General features: G+C 72.6%; 19 protein-coding genes. 7 read left to right on the forward strand and 12 right to left on the reverse strand.

Translation table 11 applies throughout. The features are described 5' to 3' along the window. Positions 1-46 precede the first annotated feature (46 nt). Positions 47-712 (forward strand): maleylpyruvate isomerase family mycothiol-dependent enzyme, encoded by a 666-nt coding sequence (locus K4S16_RS18480; protein WP_200841962.1) that lies wholly within the window; start codon positions 47-49, stop codon positions 710-712. A gap of 35 nt (positions 713-747) precedes the next feature. Next, on the forward strand, positions 748-1,464 hold the full coding sequence (locus K4S16_RS18485; protein WP_149260237.1) for a class I SAM-dependent methyltransferase: 717 nt from the start codon (positions 748-750) through the stop codon (positions 1,462-1,464). A gap of 8 nt (positions 1,465-1,472) precedes the next feature. On the opposite strand, the gene K4S16_RS18490 is transcribed toward K4S16_RS18485, so the two are convergent. Together K4S16_RS18490 and K4S16_RS18495 are read right to left on the reverse strand one after the other, a co-directional pair. After that, positions 1,473-2,723: an MFS transporter gene (locus K4S16_RS18490; protein ID WP_149260238.1), complete on the reverse strand. Its 1,251-nt coding sequence runs from the start codon at positions 2,721-2,723 to the stop codon at positions 1,473-1,475. Continuing rightward, positions 2,720-3,295: a helix-turn-helix transcriptional regulator gene (locus tag K4S16_RS18495; RefSeq protein WP_200841963.1), complete on the reverse strand. Its 576-nt coding sequence runs from the start codon at positions 3,293-3,295 to the stop codon at positions 2,720-2,722. The genes K4S16_RS18490 and K4S16_RS18495 overlap by 4 nt, the downstream gene beginning before the upstream one ends. A 163-nt stretch (positions 3,296-3,458) precedes the next feature. Here K4S16_RS18495 and K4S16_RS18500 point away from each other — a divergent pair, with 163 nt between their 5' ends. The 3 genes from K4S16_RS18500 (at position 3,459) to K4S16_RS18510 (ending at position 6,625) form a co-directional block, all read left to right on the forward strand. Next, entirely contained in the window at positions 3,459-4,550 is a 1,092-nt protein-coding gene (locus tag K4S16_RS18500; RefSeq protein ID WP_160160949.1) for a phosphatidylserine/phosphatidylglycerophosphate/cardiolipin synthase family protein, read from the forward strand. A 135-nt stretch (positions 4,551-4,685) separates the two neighbouring features. Beyond that, on the forward strand, positions 4,686-5,114 hold the full coding sequence (locus K4S16_RS18505; protein WP_149260240.1) for a hypothetical protein: 429 nt from the start codon (positions 4,686-4,688) through the stop codon (positions 5,112-5,114). A 128-nt stretch (positions 5,115-5,242) separates the two neighbouring features. Beyond that, positions 5,243-6,625 (forward strand): MFS transporter, encoded by a 1,383-nt coding sequence (locus K4S16_RS18510; protein ID WP_149260241.1) that lies wholly within the window; start codon positions 5,243-5,245, stop codon positions 6,623-6,625. Between the two features lie 31 nt (positions 6,626-6,656). On the opposite strand, the gene K4S16_RS18515 is transcribed toward K4S16_RS18510, so the two are convergent. The 5 genes from K4S16_RS18515 to K4S16_RS18535 all read right to left on the reverse strand — a co-directional run bounded on the left by K4S16_RS18515 (position 6,657) and on the right by K4S16_RS18535 (position 12,534). Continuing rightward, complete coding sequence (locus K4S16_RS18515) at positions 6,657-7,061, reverse strand: RNA-binding S4 domain-containing protein (RefSeq protein WP_149260242.1); 405 nt, start codon at positions 7,059-7,061, stop codon at positions 6,657-6,659. Between the two features lie 29 nt (positions 7,062-7,090). After that, entirely contained in the window at positions 7,091-8,056 is a 966-nt protein-coding gene (locus K4S16_RS18520; protein ID WP_149260243.1) for a 1-acyl-sn-glycerol-3-phosphate acyltransferase, read from the reverse strand. Between the two features lies 1 nt (position 8,057). Next, positions 8,058-8,894, reverse strand: coding sequence for a patatin-like phospholipase family protein (locus tag K4S16_RS18525; protein ID WP_235036905.1), 837 nt, complete (start codon positions 8,892-8,894; stop codon positions 8,058-8,060). A gap of 180 nt (positions 8,895-9,074) precedes the next feature. Next, positions 9,075-11,003, reverse strand: coding sequence for a glycoside hydrolase family 3 N-terminal domain-containing protein (locus K4S16_RS18530; RefSeq protein ID WP_235036906.1), 1,929 nt, complete (start codon positions 11,001-11,003; stop codon positions 9,075-9,077). A gap of 481 nt (positions 11,004-11,484) precedes the next feature. Beyond that, complete coding sequence (locus K4S16_RS18535) at positions 11,485-12,534, reverse strand: DUF2382 domain-containing protein (protein ID WP_149260245.1); 1,050 nt, start codon at positions 12,532-12,534, stop codon at positions 11,485-11,487. Between the two features lie 353 nt (positions 12,535-12,887). Between K4S16_RS18535 and K4S16_RS18540 the strand changes: the two genes are divergently transcribed. Beyond that, a complete protein-coding gene (locus tag K4S16_RS18540; RefSeq protein ID WP_149260246.1) occupies positions 12,888-13,895 on the forward strand; it encodes a matrixin family metalloprotease in 1,008 nt (335 codons plus the stop codon). A gap of 56 nt (positions 13,896-13,951) precedes the next feature. Here K4S16_RS18540 and K4S16_RS18545 read toward each other — a convergent pair whose 3' ends face one another. The 3 genes from K4S16_RS18545 to K4S16_RS18555 all read right to left on the reverse strand — a co-directional run bounded on the left by K4S16_RS18545 (position 13,952) and on the right by K4S16_RS18555 (position 17,043). Beyond that, positions 13,952-14,527, reverse strand: coding sequence for a class E sortase (locus K4S16_RS18545; protein ID WP_149260247.1), 576 nt, complete (start codon positions 14,525-14,527; stop codon positions 13,952-13,954). Positions 14,528-14,755: 228 nt separating this feature from the next. Then, positions 14,756-15,835, reverse strand: coding sequence for a chaplin (locus tag K4S16_RS18550; RefSeq protein WP_200841964.1), 1,080 nt, complete (start codon positions 15,833-15,835; stop codon positions 14,756-14,758). 263 nt (positions 15,836-16,098) lie between these two features. Beyond that, positions 16,099-17,043, reverse strand: a complete 945-nt coding sequence (locus K4S16_RS18555) for a hypothetical protein (RefSeq protein WP_149260248.1) — start codon at positions 17,041-17,043, stop codon at positions 16,099-16,101. Positions 17,044-17,420: 377 nt separating this feature from the next. Here K4S16_RS18555 and K4S16_RS18560 point away from each other — a divergent pair, with 377 nt between their 5' ends. Further along, positions 17,421-17,672 (forward strand): hypothetical protein, encoded by a 252-nt coding sequence (locus tag K4S16_RS18560; protein ID WP_149260249.1) that lies wholly within the window; start codon positions 17,421-17,423, stop codon positions 17,670-17,672. Between the two features lie 75 nt (positions 17,673-17,747). Here K4S16_RS18560 and K4S16_RS18565 read toward each other — a convergent pair whose 3' ends face one another. Together K4S16_RS18565 and K4S16_RS18570 are read right to left on the reverse strand one after the other, a co-directional pair. Continuing rightward, a complete protein-coding gene (locus K4S16_RS18565) occupies positions 17,748-18,998 on the reverse strand; it encodes an NAD(P)-binding domain-containing protein (protein ID WP_149260250.1) in 1,251 nt (416 codons plus the stop codon). 27 nt (positions 18,999-19,025) lie between these two features. Next, positions 19,026-21,077, reverse strand: a complete 2,052-nt coding sequence (locus K4S16_RS18570) for a hypothetical protein (protein WP_149260251.1) — start codon at positions 21,075-21,077, stop codon at positions 19,026-19,028. Between the last annotated feature and the right edge of the window lie 347 nt (positions 21,078-21,424).

Below are 21,424 nucleotides of genomic sequence, written 5' to 3' on the forward strand. Positions count from 1 at the left end.
ACTCGGGCAGGACACGCAGACCAGACCTCACACCAGGATGGCCGACATGACCGAGGTAACGCCGGAGACGGGCAAGCCGACACGCGCGGAGCTGTGGGGGCTCGTTCATGAGGAGCGGGCGGCGCTGGCGGCCGACCTCGCCGTTCTGCCCGAGGCACGGTGGGCGACACCGTCGCTGTGCGACGGGTTGTCGGTCCGCGAGGTCCTCGCGCACCTCACCGCGGGGGCGAGCCTGGGGCCGGTGCGATGGATGGCGGGGGTGATCCGCTGCCGCTTCGACTTCGACAAGCAGGTGGCGATGCGGCTGAACGAGCAGTTGGGGGCGTCCCCCGCCGAGACCCTGGAGAGGTTCGGACGCGCCGTCACCAGCACCACCAAGCCGCCGCTGCCGGTCATGGCGATGCTCGGGGAGACGATCGTGCACGGCGAGGACATCCGGCGGCCGCTCGGCATCCGCCGGGAGCACCCGATCACGATGCTCACCCCGCTGGCCGAGTACTACGCCGACTCCGACCAGGTCGTCCTGGCCAAGGGCCGGATCGAGGGGCTGCGGCTCGCCGCGACCGACGGGCCCTTCACCGCCGGCTCCGGGTCCCCGGTGTCCGGCTCCACGCTGGCGCTGATCATGGCGATGACCGGACGCGCGGACTACTGCGACGAGCTCAGCGGGGACGGGGTGGCGACCCTGCGCGAACGCGGCGCCAAGGCGTGAGGGCCTCGGACGGTGCGGGGACGTAGGGTTGGGGGGTGTTTTCGGAGCGAGGGCCGTCCTTGTGGGAGCTCGCGGTCCAGGCGTTGTCGTCGGTGGAGCGCGGATATGACCTGCTCGCTCCCAAGTTCGACCACACGCCCTTCCGCACGCCCGACCACGTCCTGGACGCCACCGCCGGCGCCCTGCGGCCGTTCGGTCCGTTCGGTCAGGGGCTGGACGTGTGCTGCGGAACCGGCGCGGGCATGCGGGTCCTCGGGCCCCTGTGCGATGGGCGGGTCACCGGGGTCGACTTCAGCTCGGGGATGCTCGAGCAGGCGCGGCGAGCACATCCGGATGCCGGGTGGGTGCGGGCCGACGTCCGCGACCTGCCCTTCCGGGAGGCCTTCGACCTCGCGGTCACCTTCGGGGCGCTCGGGCACGTGCTCCCGAGCGAGCGGCCGGCGCTCTTCGGCGGGGTGTACCGCGCCCTGCGGCCCGGTGGGCTGTTCGCCTTCCCTGTCGGTGCGCCGCCGCCCATCGCGTCCCTCCAGTATTGGGCGCTGCTCGGGTTCGACGTGGTCATGCGTGTCCGGAACGCCGTCTGGCGTCCCCCGTTCGTCATGTACTACCGGACGTGTCCGTTGCACGCGCTCCGCAGCGACCTGGCGGCCGCCGGGTTCACCGTGACGACCGTCCCCCTGACGGCCTTGGGCACGCGCGAGGACGGCACTCCGCGGGGGCGGCTCGTCCTGGCACGCAAACCCGGCGGCTGAAACCCCACTCAGACGGGGTGGGACGGCAGATCCCTGTGGTGGCGGAGAGGGCCCGTCAGGAGGATCAGGCCCGTGAGGGCCAGGCCGCCCGTGCTGATCCACATGGCGGGGCGGACGCCCAAGGCGGTGCCCAGGGCGCCGCCCAGGAGGGCGCCGAGCGGGATGGTGCCGTAGCTGACCAGTTGCATGGTCACCGTGATCCGGCCGAGCAGGGCGCGCGGGCTGTAGGTCTGGCGGAAGCTGCCCTTGATGACGTTGCCCGCCGCGACTCCAGCCGCGATGACGAACCCGCCGGCGACGGTCAGCAGCAGTCCGGCTCCCGGTGCGGTGAGGGGGATCAGCAGGCCGAACGGCGCCGCGCCGATCTCGGCGGCGAGCAGGGTGCGCGCCGAACCGAAGCGCCGGGACGGGACGGGGGCCGCGGCGGCGCCGGCGACGGCGCCCAGGCTCGCCGCGGCGGCGAGGGCCCCCACCATGCCCGGGGTGACGCCCACCTCGCGGACCAGGAACACGACCAGGATCGACTGGTATCCGAACAGGCAGACGTTGCTGGCGGCCGAGAACAGCGTCAGCACCCGGAGGTAGGGATCGCCGGCCACGAACCGGAGGCCCTCGGCGATCTCCTCGCGCAGCGACCCGCGCCGCACGCGGGCGGGGCGGGACTCGCGGGTCCGGACGGCCAGGAGGCACAGGGTCGAGACGAGGTAGCTCGCCGCGTCGATGAGCAGCGCGTTCACCGCGCCCGCGAGCTGGGTGACCAGGCCTGCCACGCCAGGGCCGCCCACCTGGGCGGCGGCCTCGGTCGCCTGCACCTTGGCGTTGCCCTCGGCCAGTTCGTCACGCTCCAGCAGGGACGGCAGGTAGACCTGGTAGGCCGTCTGGAAGAACACGCCCGTGCACCCGGCGCCCAGTGCGACGGCCGACAGCTGGGCGATCGTCAGCCGGTCGAGCCAGGCGGCCACCGGGACGCTGAGGAAGAGCAGCAGGGCCGTCACGTCGCACGCCAGCATCACCGGCCGGCGGGGAAGGCGGTCCACCCAGGCGCCCGCCGGGAGGCCGATGAGCAGCCAGGGCAGCCAGGCCGCGGCCGAGAGCAGCGCCACCTGGAAGGTGCCCGCGTCGAGGACGGCGACCGCGACCAGCGGAAGCGCCACGCCGGTGACGCTGCTGCCCAGCTTGCCGGTGGCCTGGCCGGTCCAGAGCAGCCGGAAGTCGCGGCGCCGGCGCAGGCCGCGGGGCGCCGGGGCGAGGACGGTCACGGCTCCGCCGGGACCCCGTGGGCGAACAGGAAGACCGGCTCGCGGTCCTGCCCGTCGTCGGGGACGTCCCGCCGCTCCCACCGGTCGAGCACGGCGAGGATCTCCTGCTCGAGCTCGCCCAGCTCGGCGGGGGTCAGGTGCAGCCACTTGTCGACGGAGAAGGCCGCGCCGTTCCACGCCGCCCGCTGCTCCCGGACGGCGTGCCAGGCGCGGACCAGGCCGATCTGGCGGTCGAGGCCGAGCGAGACCGCCGCGTCGGCCACCGCCTGACGGGACGGGTCGTCGTCGAAGTCGCCCGTCACCCAGCGGAGCTCGGGCGCGGCGAGCCGCCACCAGCGTTCGCGGCGGTCCCGGGCGAGTTCCGGCGCCTCCGCGATCAGGCCCGCGGCGGCGAGCACCTTCACGTGGTGGCTGATGTTGGCCACGGCCTGGTCGGTCCGGTCGGCGAGGACGCTCGCTGTGGACGGCCCGTAGACCTTGAGCACGTCCATGAGGCGCCGGCGGAGCGGATGCGACATCGCGGCCAGCACCCGGGAGTCGGTCACCTTGGGCACGTCGTCCGAATCGATCACGCGCTCATCCTCACATGCGCAAAGCCTCTTGCACAACAACTCTTGCACAATGACCACTGCACGAATTGGGCCGGTGGTGGCCTCGCCGATGGTGAGCGGAGGAGGCGGACAGGGGAAAACTGTCAGCAGATGGTCGGATTTGGGGGATGTTATGCCGGTTCGCGTGGGCGGAATCGAGTTGTTCGCGGGTCCGACGTCGCTGGGCGGGCCCGACGATCTCGACGCGGTGGTCCGGGAGTTCATCGGCGGGGCGCGGCACACGCTGCGCATAGCGGTCCAGGAGCTGGACTCCCGGGGGATCGCGGAGGCGGTCCTGACGGCTCGGGCGGCCGGGGTGCGGGTGCAGATCATCCTGGAGGGGGACTACCTGCGGGAGGAGCGGCCCCTCGCGGACCCGTGGGCGGCGGCGGGGCCCAACGAGGAGAACCGGCTCATCTACGCGGCGCTGCTGCGGGCGGGGGTCGACCTCGTCACCGACCTGAACCCGGCGATCTTCCACCAGAAGTTCATCGTGCGGGACGAGGGGGAGTCGACGGCGGCGGTGCTGACCGGGTCGGCGAACTTCACGCTCACCGATACCGGCACCAACCCTGCGGGGGCCGGCAGCGGAGGCAAGGCGGGCAACAACCTCAACCACGTGGTGGTGCTGCGGGGGCAGCGGGCCTCCTCCCTCTACCTGGAGGAGTTCCTGCGGATGCGGTCGGGGACGTTCGGGGCCCTGCACGAGCGGGCCGAGGCGCGTCCGGCGGAGTTCCGGCTGGGCGGGGTCCGCGTGAAGCCGCTGTTCGCACCCCGGCACGGGCCCGAGATGGAGATCATGAAGCAGATGCTCAAGGCGTCGGCGAGCGTGGACTTCGCGATGTTCACCTTCGCCCGCTCGTCCGGCATCGACGACACCATGATCCGGCTCGCCCCGTCGCTGCGGATCCGCGGGGTTCTGGACCACGGGCAGGGCGTCCAGGCGTGGGCCGCGACCGAGCCGCTGAAGGCCGCCGGGGTGAAGCTGTTCGCGAACAGGCCGGGCACCGGGGTGCGGAAGGTGCACCACAAGCTGATGGTCGTGGACGAGCGGCTGGTGATCGCCGGAAGCTTCAACTACACCGCGCCCGCGACGACGCTGAACGACGAGAACATCGTCGTCCTGGGCGACCTGGAGGAGACCCGCGAGGACGCCGAGGCGGGTCAGCGGGCCATCGCCGGCTACGCGCTCAGGGAGATCGAGCGCATCGTCGCCGAGCTCGCGCAGCCCGCGTAGGCGGCTTGGTCATCCACGGGCACGCCCATCCCACGTTTGCCTCAAGGGGCGTTCAAATGCCTCGGCGACCCGGTTCCCCATGATCCGACAAAGGGGACTTCACAGCATGAACTCGCAGCTCGATCAGGAGGTCCCATGACGACGAGAATGACCCACGGGGGTCGGGCGACCCCGAGCCGCCAGGACTACCAGATCTCCGGATGGCTCGCCTTCGCGGGGATCCTCTCCCTCGTGGTGGGCGCCTTCAACGTCATCGACGGGGTGGTGGCCCTGTTCAAGGACGACTACTACGTCGCGAACTCCGGCCAGATCCTGGTGTTCGACTTCACCGCGTGGGGGGTGTTCTGGCTCACTCTCGGCGCCCTGCAGATCATCATCGGTTTCGGGGTCCTGGCCGGGCAGATGTGGGCGCGGGTGATCGGCATCGTCTTCGCCTTCCTCGCCGCCCTCGGGCACCTGGCGTTCCTGGCCGCGTTCCCGATCTGGTCGGTGCTGACCATCGCGCTGTGCGTCCTGATGATGTACGCGCTCATCGCCCCCGCCCCCGGCGCGAGAGCGGACTGACGCCCCGGCGGGGCGCCGGGGGCGGAATACGAGGTCATCGAGTCCGCGGCCCGGCCGCACATACCCGGGTCGCGCACGGGCGGTGACGCCGGGTGGCACCGGCGCCGACCCCGCGGCCGTGGAGGCAGATGAGAACCGCGCTGGCGGACCGGCTGGGGGGCCGCGGCAAGGCTCACGTCGTCGTGCTGATGGCCTGCGTCATGGCGCTGAACGCGGCGGACGCCGGGGTGATCGGGGCGATCGTCCACGAACTGCGGCAGTCCCTGCACGTCACCAACACGCAGGTCGGGGTGCTGACGGCCGCGCCGGCGGCGGTCGGCGCGGTCGCGACGGTGCCGGTGGGGCAGCTCACCGACCGGGTGCGGCGGGTGCCGCTGCTGGCGGGAAGCGTGGTGCTGTGGAGCCTCGCGATGGTCGTCGGCGGGCTGGCGGACTCGTTCGAGTCGCTGCTGGCGTCGCGGGTGGCGCTGGGCGCCGTGACGGCGACGGCGGGGCCCACGGTGGCGTCGCTGATCGGGGACCTGTTCCCGCCGGAGGAACGGGCCGCGACGTACGGGCGCGTCCTCGCCGGCGAGCTGGTCGGGGTCGGGTTCGGGCTCCTCGCCGGCGGCAACATCGCCGCGTTCCTGAGCTGGCGGGTGGCGTTCTGGTTCGTCGCGGCGCTGGGGTTCGTCCTCGCCGCGCTGCTGTGGTGGATGCTGGCCGAGCCGGAGCGCGGCGCGCAGGCGCCCTCCGGCGGACGCGGCGGAGAGGAGCTCGCGCAGCGGCAGGTGCAGGCGGCCGGCGTGGAGCCGGACCCGAGGAACGTCCTCACCACCGACCCCGAGCGCCTGACGCTGCTCCAGGCGGCCCGGCACGTGCTCACCATCCGGACGAACGTGATCATCATCCTGGCGTCCGCGGCCGGCTACTTCTTCTTCTCCGGGCTGCGCACGTTCGGGATGGTGTTCGTGCTGGACCGGTACGCGGTCGGGCGGGGCGGCCTGTCGGCGTTCCTGCTGGCCCTCGGCGTGGCCGCGTTCGCCGGGGTGCTCGTCGGCGGACGGCTGTCCGACCGGCTCCTGCGCGGCGGCGCGCTGAACGCACGGGTCGACGTGCCGACCGTGGCGTTCGCCGTGGCGGCGCTGCTCTTCCTGCCCGGCCTGCTCACCGAGCAGGCACTGATCGCGCTGCCGCTGTTCGCGCTCGGCGCCGCCGCGCTGGCCGCGGCCAACCCCCCGCTGGACGCGGTGCGGCTGGACGTCGTCCACTTCCGGCTGTGGGGGCGCGCGGAGGCCATCCGGACGATCGTGCGCATGTCCGGGGAGGCGGCGGCACCGGTGCTGTTCGGCTGGCTGTCGGGTGTGCTCGGGGACGGCGGGGAGGCGGCGGTCGGCCTGGACCGGGTGTTCCTGCTGGCGCTGCTGCCGCTGGCGGCCAACGGCCTGCTGCTGCTCTGGGCGCGGAGCGCCTATCCGCGGGACGTGGCGTCTGCGCTGGAGTCCGAACGCCGCTTCGGAGCGGGCCCCTGACCCGGCCTGCCCTGATTCGCCCGCCTCGCCGCTACTCGTCCTCCGGCGGGTTGTTCAGGATGCGGTAGCGGTCGAGGATGCGTTCGAGCTCGCGGCGGTCGCGCTTGGTGGGGCGGCCCGCGCCGCGATCCCGGCGGCCGACCGGGATGAGCGCCTCGCGCGGCGGCGGGGGCGGGCTCTTGTCGATCAGGCACTCCTGGGCGGCGGGCGCGCCGACCCGCTTGCGGACGATCTTCTGCACGACGACGATCCGCTCCCGCCCGTCATGGCGGAGCCGGACGACGTCGCCGGGCTTGACCGCGGTGGACGGCTTGGCGCGCTCGTCGTTCACGCGGACATGCCCCGCCCGGCACGCGGTCGTCGCCATCGAGCGGGTCTTCAGCAGCCGAACGGACCAGATCCACAGATCGACCCGCACGGACCCCTCATCGCCCATGCGTCCATGATGTCACTGTGTCCATGATGTCACTTGGGCGCCGGGGCTCGCTGCGTGCTGATCCACGCGTCGGCGCGCTCCCAGTTCTCGTAGAGCCAGCGGACGCGGGCGTCGCGGTCGCCGGGGATGTCCTCGGCGGGGACGCGCCACCAGCGGGCGCGGACGGGGCCGGTCAGCGGGACGCGCCGCCAGATGTCCCCGGCGGTGGCCATGTGGTCGAGCCCGCAGTGCGCGACGAACACCACGTCGGCGGTGGGGGCGGATTCGAGCGCGGCCAGCACGCCGCCGGGGCGCGGCGGCATGACGTTGCGCATCGCGGCGGCGCGGGTCGCCTCCTCGGCGCGCTTCATCCGGCTCAGCCGGCGGATCGCGCGGCGGCGGCGCTCCGGCGAGAAGTTGCCGCCCTCGGGGAAGATCAGCAGCGCCTCGCGTCCGCCGAGGCCCTCGGCGAGTCGGCCGACGGCGTCGGCGGCGCCGCCCGGGGTGACGAACACGTTCGGCACCCGGTTGGCGACGATGTCGATGCAGGGGTCCAGCTGGAGCATCGCCTTCATGACCACGCGGGGGCGGCGCCGGTACTCGCTCAGCAGGTGGTGGACGATCAGGAGCGCGTCGCCCGGTCCCGCGTGCCGGCTGAGCACGATCAGGGGGCGGTCGCCGCCGGAGCCGTCCCACGTGCCGTCCACCTCGACGTCCAGGCCGAGCCGCCGCTGCGCCGACGCGTAGAGGGCGCCGACATAGCGGCCGATGATGTCGTAGTTCCGGTCGTCGCGGGCGCGGCCGCGGACCCACAGCCATCCGCACTCCAGGACGGCCGACGTCTCCCGGGTCCCCCACGTGAGGGTGAAGAACAGCAGGCGCAGGGCCCGCTTCCGCTCGCGTCCGGCCAGATACGCCACCGCATAGGCGACCGGGAACAGCACCACGACCAGGAGGGTCAGGAGGAACAGCAGCGGCGTGCACACCAGGCGGCGCACGATTCGGGGTGGCAGCATCTCACGCTCGTTCTTTCAGATACTCCAACGATGCCTGATAGGCGCGTTCGATGTGACCCCGGATTCCGGACGCGTTCCTGTAGCGGACCTGGGTGAGGTCGACTCCGGCCTTCTGCGACCTGGCCCCGGCGGGCATGACGTGGACGGTCAGGCCCTCCGGGAGGGTCGCCATCTCCTCGAAGAACCGGTGCCGGCGCGCGATCTCGAACGCGACGAGGCCGACCTCCCAGGGCCAGCGCGGGGGCGCGAGGTCGCGTTCGATCCGCCCGACGTGCAGGACGTAGATCTCGGTGGCGCCGAGCATGACGGCCCGGCTCACCGGGATGCTGTGGACGAGCCCGCCGTCGTAGTAGTGCCGCTCCCCGATCCGGACGGGCGGCAGCAGCCCCGGCGCGGCCGACGACGCGAGCACCGCCGGGACCAGCGGGCCCTCGGTGAACCAGTGCGCCATCGCGGTCTCGATCCCCGCGGCGACGCACTGGAACGGGATCTCCAGCTCCTCGAACGACGGGACGGGGAGCAGCTCGTCCAGCATGCGGCGCAGCGGCTCGTTCGAGTGCAGGTGGGTACCGGACCGGGCCAGCCGCCACAGCCGGGAGATGAAGGGTGAGCCGAACACCTCGCGGACGGACTCGTCCGACCACAGGCTGGTGAGCCGCTCGACCGCCGCGTCCGGTCCGGCCGCGACGAGCACGCCGTTGAGCGCGCCGATGGACGTCCCGACGACGAGGTCGGGGCGCACGCCGGTCTCCCGCAGCGCCCGGAGCATGCCGACCTCGTGCGCGCCGAGCACGCCTCCGCCCCCGAGGACGAACGCCACCCGCGGCTCCCGTTCCACCCGCTCTCCCTTCGCGCTCCGCCAGTCGGGCGCTGGAAGCAGCCTCACCCGTGGGAAACGGGATAAACGGGCCGGGGAGCACGGTGGCCGTGACCTGCGGGTCCGTGACCCGCACGGCTGCCCGAGGGGGCCGGCCGCCCTGGGGGTGGGGCGGGCGACCGGCCCCCGGCGGGACGTCCGTCAGCCGCGGACGCGGGTCTTCAGGCCGTAGCCGTAGGGGAACAGCGGCCGGTAGTCCCGGTCGCCGACGTTGATCGGCTCCTGGCCCTCGCCGGTGGGCCAGGTCACCGACAGCCTGCCGGTGAACGGGCGCTTGCCGAACAGGACGTCCGCGACGCCGGCGCCCTCGCTGCCCGGCAGCCAGGACATGACGAACGCGTCCGTCTTCGGCAGCTGGTCGGTGACGATCTGCGGGCGTCCGGCGACGTCCAGGACGACGCAGGTCCTGATCGCCGAGCAGACCTTGTCGATCGCGGCCTTGTCCGCGTCGGACAGGTTCAGCGTGTGGCCGTTGCCGACGTCGCCGACGCCCTCCGCGTAGGGCGTCTCGCCGACCACCACGATGCCGACGTCACTGCCGGCGGTGGGCGCCGAGGCGTCCTCGCTGTAGGTGACGTGGGACGAGTTCTGCTTGATGCCGTCCAGGATCGTCGTGCCCGGGATGATGTCGCCGGACGAGCCCTGCCACGTGACCGTCCAGCCGCCGGCCTGGTTGCCGATGTCGTCGGCGTTGGTCCCGGCCACGTAGATCCGCTGGTTCTTCCTCAGCGGCAGCGCGTTCCCGGAGTTCTTCAGCAGGACCTGCGACTTGGCGACGGCCTCGCGAGCGACCGCGCGGTGCTCGGGCGACCCGATCGTCTTGGCGTTGCTCCGGTCGGTGTAGGGGCGCTCGAACAGGCCGAGCTCGAACTTCGCCTTCAGGATCCGGCCGACCGCGTCGTCGATCCGCGCCATCGGCACGCGGCCCGCCTGCACCTCCGCGAGCAGCGTCTGGACGAACTGCGGCGCGCTGTAGGGCTCCATGAACATGTCCATGCCGGCGTTCACGGACGTGCGGACCTGCGTGGCGTAGTCGCCCGGGATCTGGTGGATGGCCTCCCAGTCGCTGATGAGGAAGCCGTCGAACCCGATCTTCTGCTTGAGGACGTCGGTCAGCAGCTCCTTGCTCGCGCTCATCTTGACCGGGTTGCCGACGCCGTCCTCCTTCCAGTCCACGCTGGAGAACGACGGCATGATGCTGCCGACGCCGTACTTCTTGACCGCCACGACGTAGGGGGCGAGGTCGACCGCGGCGAAGTGCTTGCGGTCGGTGACGGTGACGCCCTGGTCGATCGTGTACGTCCCGCTGGTGGACGACCCGAACTTCGTGTCGCCGTCGCCCGCGTAGTGCTTGGCGGACGCCAGGACGTGCCGGTTCGTGGCCAGGTCGCTCTTGCGCCGTCCCTGGAAGCCCTCCAGGCCGGTCTCCATCTGGATGACGAGCCGCGGGTCCTCGCCGAAGCTCTCGTACGCGCGTCCCCACCGCAGGTCGCGGGTGACGCAGACGCAGGGGGCGAATGCCCACTGGGGTCCGGTCGCCCTCGTCTCCATGGCCGTGATCTGCTCCTCCCGGCGGACGAGGCCGGGGTCGCGGGTCGCGCCCATCGCGATGTTGTGCGGGAAGACGGTGGCGCCGACGAGGTTGTTGTGGCCGTGCACCGAGTCGATCCCGTACAGCAGCGGGATCTTCAGGCGGGTGGCGAGCGCCTTGGACTGGTAGGCGTCGACCATGTCCGCCCAGCCCGCGGGGGTGTTGTCGGCGGGCACCGATCCGCCGCCGGACAGCACCGACCCGAGGGCCAGCTTCGTGATCTGGTCGCGGTCGCCGTCGACGGCGCCGCGCTCGGCCTGCGTCATCTGGCCGACCTTCTCCTGCAGCGTCATGCGGCCGAGCAGGTCCTGCACCCGCTGCGCGACGGGGAGCCGCGGGTTCAGGTAGGGGGCCCGCTGGGGCGCCTCGGCCAGCGCGGGCTGCGCCGCCACGGCCGACGGCAGGGCGGCGACGGTCGCGAGCGCGACCAGTGATCGCCCGATCCGGGTGGCGATGACACGTCTGTGGGAGTGTGGCAACTCGTCCCTCCTGGGTCGCTCCGAAGGACGCCGCGCGGCCCGGCGGACCGCGCGCGGCCGGACGCCGGGGTCATGGCTCGCCCGGACGGCCATGACCCCTGCGCCGGCGACGTCATCTGGAACCTCCCCCGGCGCCCGGCCGGCTGTCAATGGATCTTCACAGCACCGGCCGCCGCCTTGTGGAAATCATGGAAGAGGGCTTGACGGGTACTAAATTCACAAGTTGAATCATGGGCCGAACTAAGCCGCTCGCACGGGTGGGCCCGCACATCCCCCGCCCACCCGGCCACCGCGTCCCGAGAAGTGGACGCAGGCATCGAGAAGCGGGCGGACGCCCCTGAAGGCTCCGCCACACCACCCCCGCTGACCACACCCGGCCACCGGCGGCCTCGCGGCACGCGCCGGGACGGGCGCCCCGTCGGCCGGCGGGTGAGAATCGGCCGACGGGGCGCGCCGTCATCCGGGGTGGCTCAGGATCGGGTCACGCGGACGGGCTGCCGCCCTCACCTCGCTCCTCCAGGTGGGGGCCGCGCGCGCCGTCGTCACGCGTGACCTCGATGCGCTCCTTGCGGAGCTCGCCGCGCACCGTCTGCTCGTCCTGCACCTGCTCGGTGCGGAGCCGGACGCGCTCGACCGGCACGGTCTCCTTGGTGATGACCGCGCGCTCCTCGTAAAGGATGATCTCCTGGTCGGCCTCGGAGATGGTCACCTTCGGGTCCGGGCCGCCGCCCGTGATGGGCTCCCGGTCGATCCGGATCTCCTCGTGCGAGACCGGGATCGTCTGCTCGACCATCTCGGTCTCGATCCACTTGCGCACCCGGACGCGGCCGGCCTCGTGCCGCTCGGTGCCGATGCGCATCTGCTCCTCGGAGCGGGTGATCTCGGTCATCGGCGCTTCCGCGCCCTCGCGCGCCGACTGGGGCGGCATGGTCCGCCCGGGGGCCCGCTCGCCGGCCGCACCGCGCTTGCCGCGCTCGGGGTGGACGGCCATACCCGCAGGACCCGTCGGCCCTGGGGGGTTCGCACTGCCGGCGGCCTCGGCACGGCCTCCGGTCTCCGCAGCGCCGGTTCCGGCCGTGCCCGCGGTCTCGGCGGCGCCCTTCGGCGGGGCGGTGCCCGCGGGGCGGGTGGTCTCACTCGTCTCGGTGGTGCCGGCCGTGCGCGCGCTCTCGGTCGTCTCGGACGTGCCCGTCTCCCCGCCGGTGCGGCGGCCGGCCGGGGGACGCACGCCGTAGTGCCTGTACAGGTCCACGATCTGCGCATGCGAAAGGTGCTCGTCGGCATCGACGTTCGGCGCGCCCTTGATGGTCTCCTTGTCGTAGGGGACCTGCAGAGTGTCCTGGCCCTTGCGGCCCCCGGACAGCGGGACGAAGCTCTCACGCATTCCGAACCAGCCAGTGTGCACGGTCACCCACTCCGGGGCCCCGGAGTCGTCGTTGAGGTAGACCTGCTTGACCGTGCCGACCTTCGTCCCATGGGTGTCGGTCACGCTCATGCCCATGAGCTCCCGCACCTGTGTCTGCGTCTGCACGTTGAGCACCTCCGCTTCCGTGAACGCTCCCGGACGGCGGGGGGCAGGGGGGAGGCGGTGCCCGCCACTCGGTAGCAGTGTTCTATTTGATCCCGAGTTGCCGCATTACCTGCTGCTTTTCCGGATAGGGTCGCTATAAACGTGTTTGCAGAGTTATGGGGAACGATTTACCAAGTTCTTGCCGCGCACGCCAGCGTCCCTCGCAGCCCGCTTTCTCCGCATATATCCGGAAGCGCCCAATTCCCGAATGACGCCTTTGTCGATATGGTGATCATTTTATCCGATTGCGGTTTTTATCACCCCGCTCCGCGCGAAGACTCCGAGCAACGCTTCCACACATTCGGAGAACCGATATGCGCGACATTTCACGAGCGGTGCGGCGGCCATGGACGGGGCCCGTCGCGGTTGCGGCCGCGGCGTCCGCCGTCCTGGCGTGCACGTCGTTCACGGAGGCCGGGGCCGCGCCGGTCCGGCGCCCGCCCACCTGGTGCAGGCCCGGCGGGATGCTCACGGCCCGCACGATGCCGCAGAAGATCAAGATCGCCGACTGCGACCTGCGCGGCCGGACGGTGCGCGGCGCGAACGGGCTCGCGGCGGTCGTCCCGTCCGACGGGACGTCCCTGGTGGCGCACACGCTGCGCACCGACGGCGGCGCCGAGCTGCGCATCGAGGTGGACGACCGGGCGGGTGAGATCAGCATCGGCACGCACGCCGGGCGGGAGCCGGCGGGCAGGCCCCGCCGATTCCGGGCGCCGTCGGACGGATGCAAGGACGACGCGTACCGTCCCGAACCCAGCAAGTGGCCGAAGGGCACCGCCGTCCGGTGGAACTACTACGCGGGCGCGGCCAGGCTGCCGAGGAAGCCCATCGCCGACGGCGTCGCCAACATGGCCGGCGCCCGGACCGACTGCACGGGCGCGGGCCGCTTCACGCCGCCGCCCGCCGTGACCGAACGTTACGCGGGGGAGACCAACCGGCGGCCGAACGTGACGGGCGGCGCCACCTGCGGGACCCGGGACGGGGTCAACACGTTCGGCTGGCTGGCCATGCCGAACGCGGACACCCCCGTCCTCGCGGCGACCTGCGCGTGGTTCAACGGCCCGACGACGGTCGAGACGGACATGGCGGTCCAGGCGCAGGGCAAGCGGTGGTGGACGGGCGGGAGCTGCCCGGCGGGGAACTACTCCGCCGAGGGGGTCGCGACCCATGAGGCGGGCCACGTCTTCGGCCTCGCCCACGTCGAGGGCACCGAGCACGCCGGGCTCGCGATGACGCCGTTCCTCAGGTCCTGCGACGACGGGCCCACCACCCTCGGCAAGGGCGACTACGAGGGGCTGATCGCGCTCTACGGCAGGCGCTGAGCCGAGCGGCGGCGCGCCGGCCCGGCCTCCGGCCGCGGACGAGCGCGCCGCGGAGGTCAGCGCCCGGAGTCGATCTTGCCGACGACGACGAGGCGGTGCCGGTCGGAGCCCTTCGGCGTGCAGGTGATGAGCGTGACGTACTTGCCGTGGGGCTCGCTGGCCCGCTTGAACGGCACCGCTTCCAGGGCGCGCCGGTCCCTCGGGTCGATGACGCGCTTGGCCCGCACCCTGTACACGTAGGACGCGCGGCCCACGCGCAGGACGATCCGGTCACCGCGCCGCATCCTGTCGAGCCGGTTGAACGGGTGCAGCCAGGTCGTGCGGTGGCCGAGCAGGACGGTGTTGCCCTCCTTCCCGGGCAGCGCCGTCCCCGGATAGTGGCCGACGCCGCGCCGCAGCACCGCCGCGCCGACGCCCTGCCTGACGCTCGTCTTCAGCCGCATCCGCCTGATCCGGATCTGCGCGATCACCGCCCCGGCCCGCGGCCGCGCCGCGGCGACCACCGCCGAACCGGCGACCGCCGCACGGCCGGAGCCCGCCACCGGAGCGGCATGCGCCCCGGGAACGCCGAGGACGGGCACAGCGCAGCCCGCGACGAGAGCCGCCGCGCACAAGGCCCTTCGGTCGAGCATGATTCCCTCTCCATCAATCGAGACCGCCCCCGGCATCAGGCCTGTCCCGCCAGCAGGGCCGCGCCGCCATCGCGGTCACGCCGGCACCGCGTCGGGTCGCACCGGGGCATGTCGGCTGCCGGGGTCGTGTCGGCTGTCGGGTCGTGTCGGCGTGGGAAGGGGCGACACGTCTGCCGCCCCTTCTCCGCCGTTCATCGGCCGCGGGTCGTCACCCAGGCCGACGCGTGCTCAGTGCGTGAGTTGAGAGCCGAGGGTGGCGGGCGCGTCCTGGCCCACGGGCGCCGTCGATCCGGTCTGGCCGGGCTGCGCCTCCCCGCCGGGCAGCTTCACGGCACCCGTGATCTTGTTCAGGAGCCTCTTCAGTGCGGGCAGAGGGGCCGCGCTGCGCTGGTTCGGCGCAGTGCCGGCACCGCGGTGGTTCGGAGCGGCGTCGGCGATGCGCTGGTTCGGGGCGGCGTTCGCCGTGCGGGAGCCATCCGCGCGCAGTGTCGAGGGCAGCTTCTTGTGCTTGCCCGCCGGACGGTGCTTGTGCTTGCACGGCTTCTTCTTCGGAGCGTGGCAGCAGTGCGGGTGCCCCTTGTGCCCGTGCTCCTCGTGTCCGTGCTCCCTCACGATGCCCGCCCCGCCCTTGCACTCCGCCTCCGCGAAGCCGAACAGCGAGAGGGCGTTGCCGCACGCGTTGATCGGCATGCTGATCGGCGCGAACACCTGGTTTCCGTTGAGCAGCCCGAAGTTGCCGGCGGTGGTCATGTTCACGCTGCGGACGTCGCCGTGCCCATGGCCGTGCCCGTGACCGTGCTTGTCGCAGTGCTTGTGCCCGTGCTCGTGGCAGTGCTTGTGCTCGTGGCAGTGCTTGTGCTCGTGGCAGTGCTTGTACCCGTGCTCGTGACCGTGCTTGTCGCAGTGCTTGTGCCCGTGGCCGTGCTTCTTGCAGTGCTCGTGGCATTCCTTGTGCCCGTGCTCGTGGCCGTGCTCGTGCCCGTGCTTGTGGCCGTGCTTGTGGTCGCCCTCCTTGATGAACGCGCCGCCCTTGCACTTGGCGCGGGCGATCCCGCCGATCGCGAGGGCGTTGCCGCACACGTTGATCGGCATGCTGATCGGCGCGAACACCTGGTTGCCGTTCAGCAGCCCGAAGTTGCCGGTGCTCGTCATGTTGACGCTGCGGACGTCGTGCGAGCCGCCGTGTGCGCCGCCGTACGCGCCCTCGACGGCGATGGCCGGGACCGAGGTGGTGAAGGCGGCTCCGACGGCGAGGGCGCTCGCGGCCACCAGGGCGGCGCGGCCGGTGTTCCTGGACCAGATGCGCATGATGTATTGCTCCTGTCGGTTCGTTGCGAATCGTTGATCGGTGGTGATCGCTGCGCGGCACCGTGCGGGTGGGCGCAGCCCTGGCAGCGGCCATGCGCGGCCGTGCCGTCCGGGAAAGATCTGCGTTGCGGGAAAGATCTGCGTTCCGGGAAAGATCCCGTTCCGGGAGAGATCTGCGTTCTGGAAAGATCCAGGTGAGGGCGGGCGGCGTGCGTCGCGCACGCGGCCGCCGGGAGCCGGCCGTTCACGGCCGGGCGGGGTCCCTAGTCGGGGACGATGGACGGGCCGCCGGGCGCGGCCACGTCGCTCAGCGCCGTGCGGCGGAAGGTCCCCGTGTCCGCGGCGGACGGCGCCGCCGGGTACCGGTTGTTCAGCAGGTCGGCGACCGGGGCGAACTGGTGCCCGCCCGGCGAGCCGCCGCCGCGCGAACCGTCCGGACCGGACGGCAGCGCCGGGTCGGGCGACGGGGAGCGGTGGTCGCCCCCGCAGTCGGGGCAGAGGTCGGCGCGCTCTTGCGCCGGCACGCCCGCGGTCGCCGTGAGCGGGACGCGGGCGTACCGGGCGTGCGCCTTCGCGGCGTGCGCCGCCTTGTCCCGCGCCTGCTCGGCATCGGGCTGGGCAGCCTCGGGCCCCGGCTGCGCTTCGGGCGCCTGCTGGGCGTCGGACGGGAGACCGCCGTGCAGAAGGGGCTGCCGCTCCGTCGCCGGGTCGACGATGCCCGCGAGGACGGGATGGCCCTGAAGAAGACCGCCCACCTGCGGTGCACCCGCCTCGTCGACCACGTTCACCACATGGCGTACGGCCCGGTCCTTACCGTCGAGCACGTCCTGCTGCCGCGCCCGGAGGTACCGGACGGGGTGGCCGCCGATCTCCCCCACACCGCCGGAGACGGCGCCGGGAACGGCACCACGGACGGCGCCGGAGACGGCACCGATCGGACTCTCGACGTTCCGGACCCGCCCGGGAGTGACGTCCGGGGCGCCGTGACCCGGGGCGCCATGACCCGGAGCGTCGGGGGCGGCGGCGGGTCGATCGGTCTGCTCGGCACGCTCGGCGGCGAACGCGGAATGGGTCAGCGCGGAGAGCACGAGCCAGCCGGCGAACGCGAAGCCCGCGATGGCCGCCAGCCGCGCCAGAAAGGGAAGGAGGGCGTGCCGCGGCCGACCCTGCGGGCGATTGACCCCGCGGTGGATCGGCACTGAATGCACAGCCGTTTCCCCTCGTCGCCGCGACCTGTCAAGGCCTGTTTTCTGGGCCCGGTCGTCCCGGACGGCATGAACGTAGCACCGCGATGGAGGCGATCAAGGAGCCATTGCTTCGGCTTCCGCCGTGTCTCCCCATCATTTACCCTGACATTGATCCGCCTTTTGTCGCGGCCGGTTTCCGGGGCCCTGTCGTTCGTTTTGCCAGGCTCTTTCTTTTTGTGGGGACGCAGGCGCTCACCTCGGGGATCCGGTGCCCTGGCGGCACCGCCAGGCCCCGCCCGCTCGCCGGACGTCCGGGAGAAGCATGGTGGACGGTATCCGTGCGCTACATTCAGTGAACGGACGGTCACTCCCGCACCATCCCCACCGAGGAGCCTGCGATGATCGATCCCTCGTCCGCGATGGCGCGCCTGCTGCCCGCGCGGTCCCACCGCCCCCGCCGCGAGACCCGCCGGTTCGTCACCCGCGCCGACGCCGACCTCATCCTGCTCTCCGGCGTTTCCACCGGTCAGAGCGCGCCGCCGAGGCGCGGCCGGTCGGGCGCGTGGACGCTGTACTCGCGCCTGGAGTGGTCCGTGGCCGTCGCCAAGGCCGAGCGCGCCCGCCGCCGGGCGCGCCCGCCGTGGACGTAGGGCGCCCGGCCGTTTCCGGAAGACCGAAAGCCGGCGGGCGCCCTGGGCGCGCCCGCCGGCCGGAGGAGGATTCTTCTACCGCTGGGAGGCGCCCGGCTCCAGCAGCCCGGTCGGCCGGCCCACCGGGACGCGCACGCGCGGCGTCCGCCGGACGATGTGGTGCGCGATCCGCCGCGCGGCGAAGTCGGAGCCGTGCACGAACCGCATGACCGGCCCGAAGGTGTACGCGGCGGCGAGGCCGGCGAAGTAGAGCCCGGGCGTCGAGGCCTCGAAGTCCCGGCTGAGCACCGGCGCGCCGAGCCGGGTCGCGATGCGGCCGCGCAGCTCCGGCGAGAGCAGGGCGAGCCGCTCCAGGTCGGGGACGAACCCGGTGGCGGCGATGACGTGCTCCACCTCCGTGACGAGGCGGCGCCCGTCGTGGTCGGTCGTGGTGAGGGCGATGCCGTCGTCCTGCTCTACGGCCTTGGCGAGGCGGCGGCCGGTCGAGACGCGGATCCGCTCGTCCAGCCGGTCGCGCAGCCACCAGGCGCCCGCCGGCGGGAGCGTCTCGCGGACGATCCGCTGCCGGGTCCGCTCCGGCAGGTACCGGACGAGCCCCGGCCGCTCGGCCCACACCCACGTCCGGTAGCCGGTGCCGAGCCCGGACCTCGGGCCCTCCAGCAGCCTGGAGCGCAGCGGCCGGTTCTCCTCGGGGACGGTGTTCCAGTCCAGGACGCGCCGCCGGGCGATCAGGTGCGGCCGCGCTCCCGCGTCGGCCAGCAGCACCGCCGTCTCCAGCGCGGACTGACCGGCGCCGACGACCGCGACCTCCTTGCCCGCGAACAGGCCGAGGTCGCTGTGGGCGCTGCTGTGCGAGACGAGCCAGGACGGCATCCCCGCCAGCTGGTCGGGGAGGTGCGCGAACGGCCCGACGCCGACGGCCACGACCACCGCGCGCGCCGCGATCGTCTCGCCCGACGAGAGCGTGACGCGGTAGCCGCCCGCCCCCCGCTGCTCGACGTTCACGACCTGCGCGTCCTCGGTGCCCGAGACGGCCTCGGCGGCGAACCAGCGCCCGTACTCCACGAACGTCTCCAGCGGGATCGGGTGCCCGACCCGCCAGCCCGGATGGCGGTCGGTGAACCGCATGCCCGCCTGCGGCGCCCCGAGGCTGGATGCGGCCGGCTCGGACTTGAGGTACATGCCGAGCGGCATGTTCTCGTCCCAGAACCGCATCGGCTCACCGATGACCCGGACGTCCAGCCCGATGTTCTGCAGGTAGGCGGCGGTCGACAGGCCGTAGGGCCCGGCGCCCGCGATGACGACGTCGCTGGCCGAGTCGCTCATGTTCCATTCCCCCCGTGTGTTCGTGTGTTACCTGGTGCGGAGCCGCTCGACCGCGCGGAGCGCGCTGCGCCGTCCCATGGCGAGGAAGGGCGGCAGGTCGTCACCGGCGAACCAGGCGAACTCGTCGGCCTCCCGCAGCGGCCGGAGGGCCTCCCGCAACGACCAGAGCCGCCCCCGCGCCCTGCTCCCGAAAGACGCCTCCGCCCCGGCATGCGACTGCGCTCCAAAACCAGGCGGCGCTTCAAAGCTCACCGCTGTCCCAGAATTCGCCGCAGCTCCAGGACTCTCCGACGCTCCGGGACTCGGTGGTATTCGAAGACTCGTTGGCGCCTCTGTGCTTGCCGGTGTTTCAAAGCTCGCCGGTGTTACGTGACCCGCTGGTTCTCCGGGGCTCGGCGGCGTGCCGGGGCTTGCCAGAGATACACGGCCCGCCTGTCCTCCGGGGCTCGACGAGACTCCGGGGCTCGACGGCGTTCCAAGGCTCGCCGGTGCTGCAGCGCTTGCCGGCGTTACGTGACCCGCTGGTTCTCCGGGGCTCGGCGGCGTGCCAGGGCTTGCCAGAGATACACGGCCCGCCTGTCCTCCGGGGCTCGACGAGACTCCGGGGCTCGACGGCGTTCCAAGGCTCGCCGGTGCTGCAGCGCTTGCCGGCGTTACGTGACCCGCTGGTTCTCCGGGGCTCGGCGGCGTGCCAGGGCTTGCCAGAGATACACGGCCCGCCTGTCCTCCGGGGCTCGACGAGACTCCAAGGCTCGCCGGTGTTCCAAGGCTCGCCGGTGTTCCAAGGCTCGCCGGTGTTGCAGGGCTTGCCGGTGTTGCAGCGCTTGCCGGTGTTGCAAGGCCCGCTGGCGCTTCAGGGCTCGGCGGCACCCCAAGGCTCGGCGGGGGTTCCGGGCGTGGGCGGCGGGTCGAGTGGGCGAGGTAGTGGTTTTCGACTAGCAGGTTGCGGCCGTGGGCGGGGCGCGGAGGCGGGATGGGGCGGCCTGACTTGTGCAGGTGCATGGCGCGGGCGAGATCGAGGCCGTCCAGGTCGGTGAAGAGACGGAACTGCGCCCCGATCCGGGGGTTGAAGTCCAGCAGGTGGTACTCGCCGGTGCGCGCGTCGAGACGGAAGTCGAGGTCGACGAGGCCGCGGCAGCCGAGCAGCCGGACGATCCGGACCGCGAGGCGTTCGAGGTCGGGGCTCTCCACCCACTCCCCCGCGACCGTGTGGCCGGCCTGCGGAGGGTGTGCGAGGTGCTTGCGCCCGGCCCCGCCGAACAGGCAGTCGCCGTTCTCGTCGAAGTAGCCCTGGAAGAACCAGTCTCCGCCGGCGGGCGGGATGCGCCGCTGCAGGATCAGCGGGCCCGCTCCGCCGCTCGCGCCACCGTTCGGGCCCCCGGCCGCGGCGCCGTCCGCATACCTGTTCGGGGTGCGGTCGCGGGTGGCGGCGAAAAGGCGGTGCAGTTCGCCGAGGGTGGGCACCAGCGTGGTGCTGCGCATGCCGGGGCGCAGCCGCCACGGGCGCGCCCACTTGGCGATCAGCGGCAGCCCGAACGCGGCGGCGGCCTCGTCGACGTCGGCGGCCGACTCCGGCATCAGGCTCGGCGGGCACGGGACGCCGTGCCGCCGGCACGCCTCCAGCAGCCGCGCCTTGTCGGCGACGCCGCGGGGCGCGGCGGGATCCTGGCGGGGGAAGACGAAGTGGGCGTCCAGCCCGTCCGCGTGCTCGGCGGTGAAGATCGCCCCCGCGTCGTCCATGGGGACGAGCAGCGCGGGGCGGCCGATCCGCTCGCCGATGGCCCGCAGGTGGGCCAGCAGATCGTCCGGCCGCTCTACGGGCGGCCCCCAGGGGTGCCCCCGGAACAGGTAGCGGGAGCGGGACGACGGGTTGGCGCGCCCCTCCAGGACGGCGTGCACGGGGACGCCGCCCCGGCCGAGGCTGCGGATCACCGCGAGCGTCCCGTGGTGGAAGAGGTTGCGGTCGGTGCGCAGCAGCAGAACGGGAAGGCCAGGGTCGAGGCGCACGGTGGCGAGGCGCGCGGTGTCGGGGCGGCCGGTGCGGGGCCGGGCCGTCCGCAGCGCGGTGCCGAAGAACATTAGCTCAGCCCCATTCCCTCTTATCGCAGCGCACGGCATCCTTTCCGTAAATTTTCGCGCGTTCCGCCCGACCGGCTTTTTCGCGGCGGGCTTCCGAGGGAATACGATACGCATGCGAGCAGCGGATATCCATTCAGCGGGACGGCCGTTCGAGCCCCGGCGGAAAAGGTCGCCGTTCTGGTGTCCACTCCCTCCTATTCTGGCAGCATCCGTGGTTTTGTTCGCGCTCATGGTGTCGGCGCTGTCGACATGGCAGCAGCCGCGGGCGGTTCACCGATGGGCGGCCCATGTGCCGCTCGGCGCGTTTCTCGGTTCGGGCCCGGAGGGGGTCGACAGGGTTGCCCGCT

The sequence above is a fragment of the Actinomadura sp. K4S16 genome (assembly GCF_008327685.1).
Lineage (GTDB): Bacteria > Actinomycetota > Actinomycetes > Streptosporangiales > Streptosporangiaceae > Spirillospora.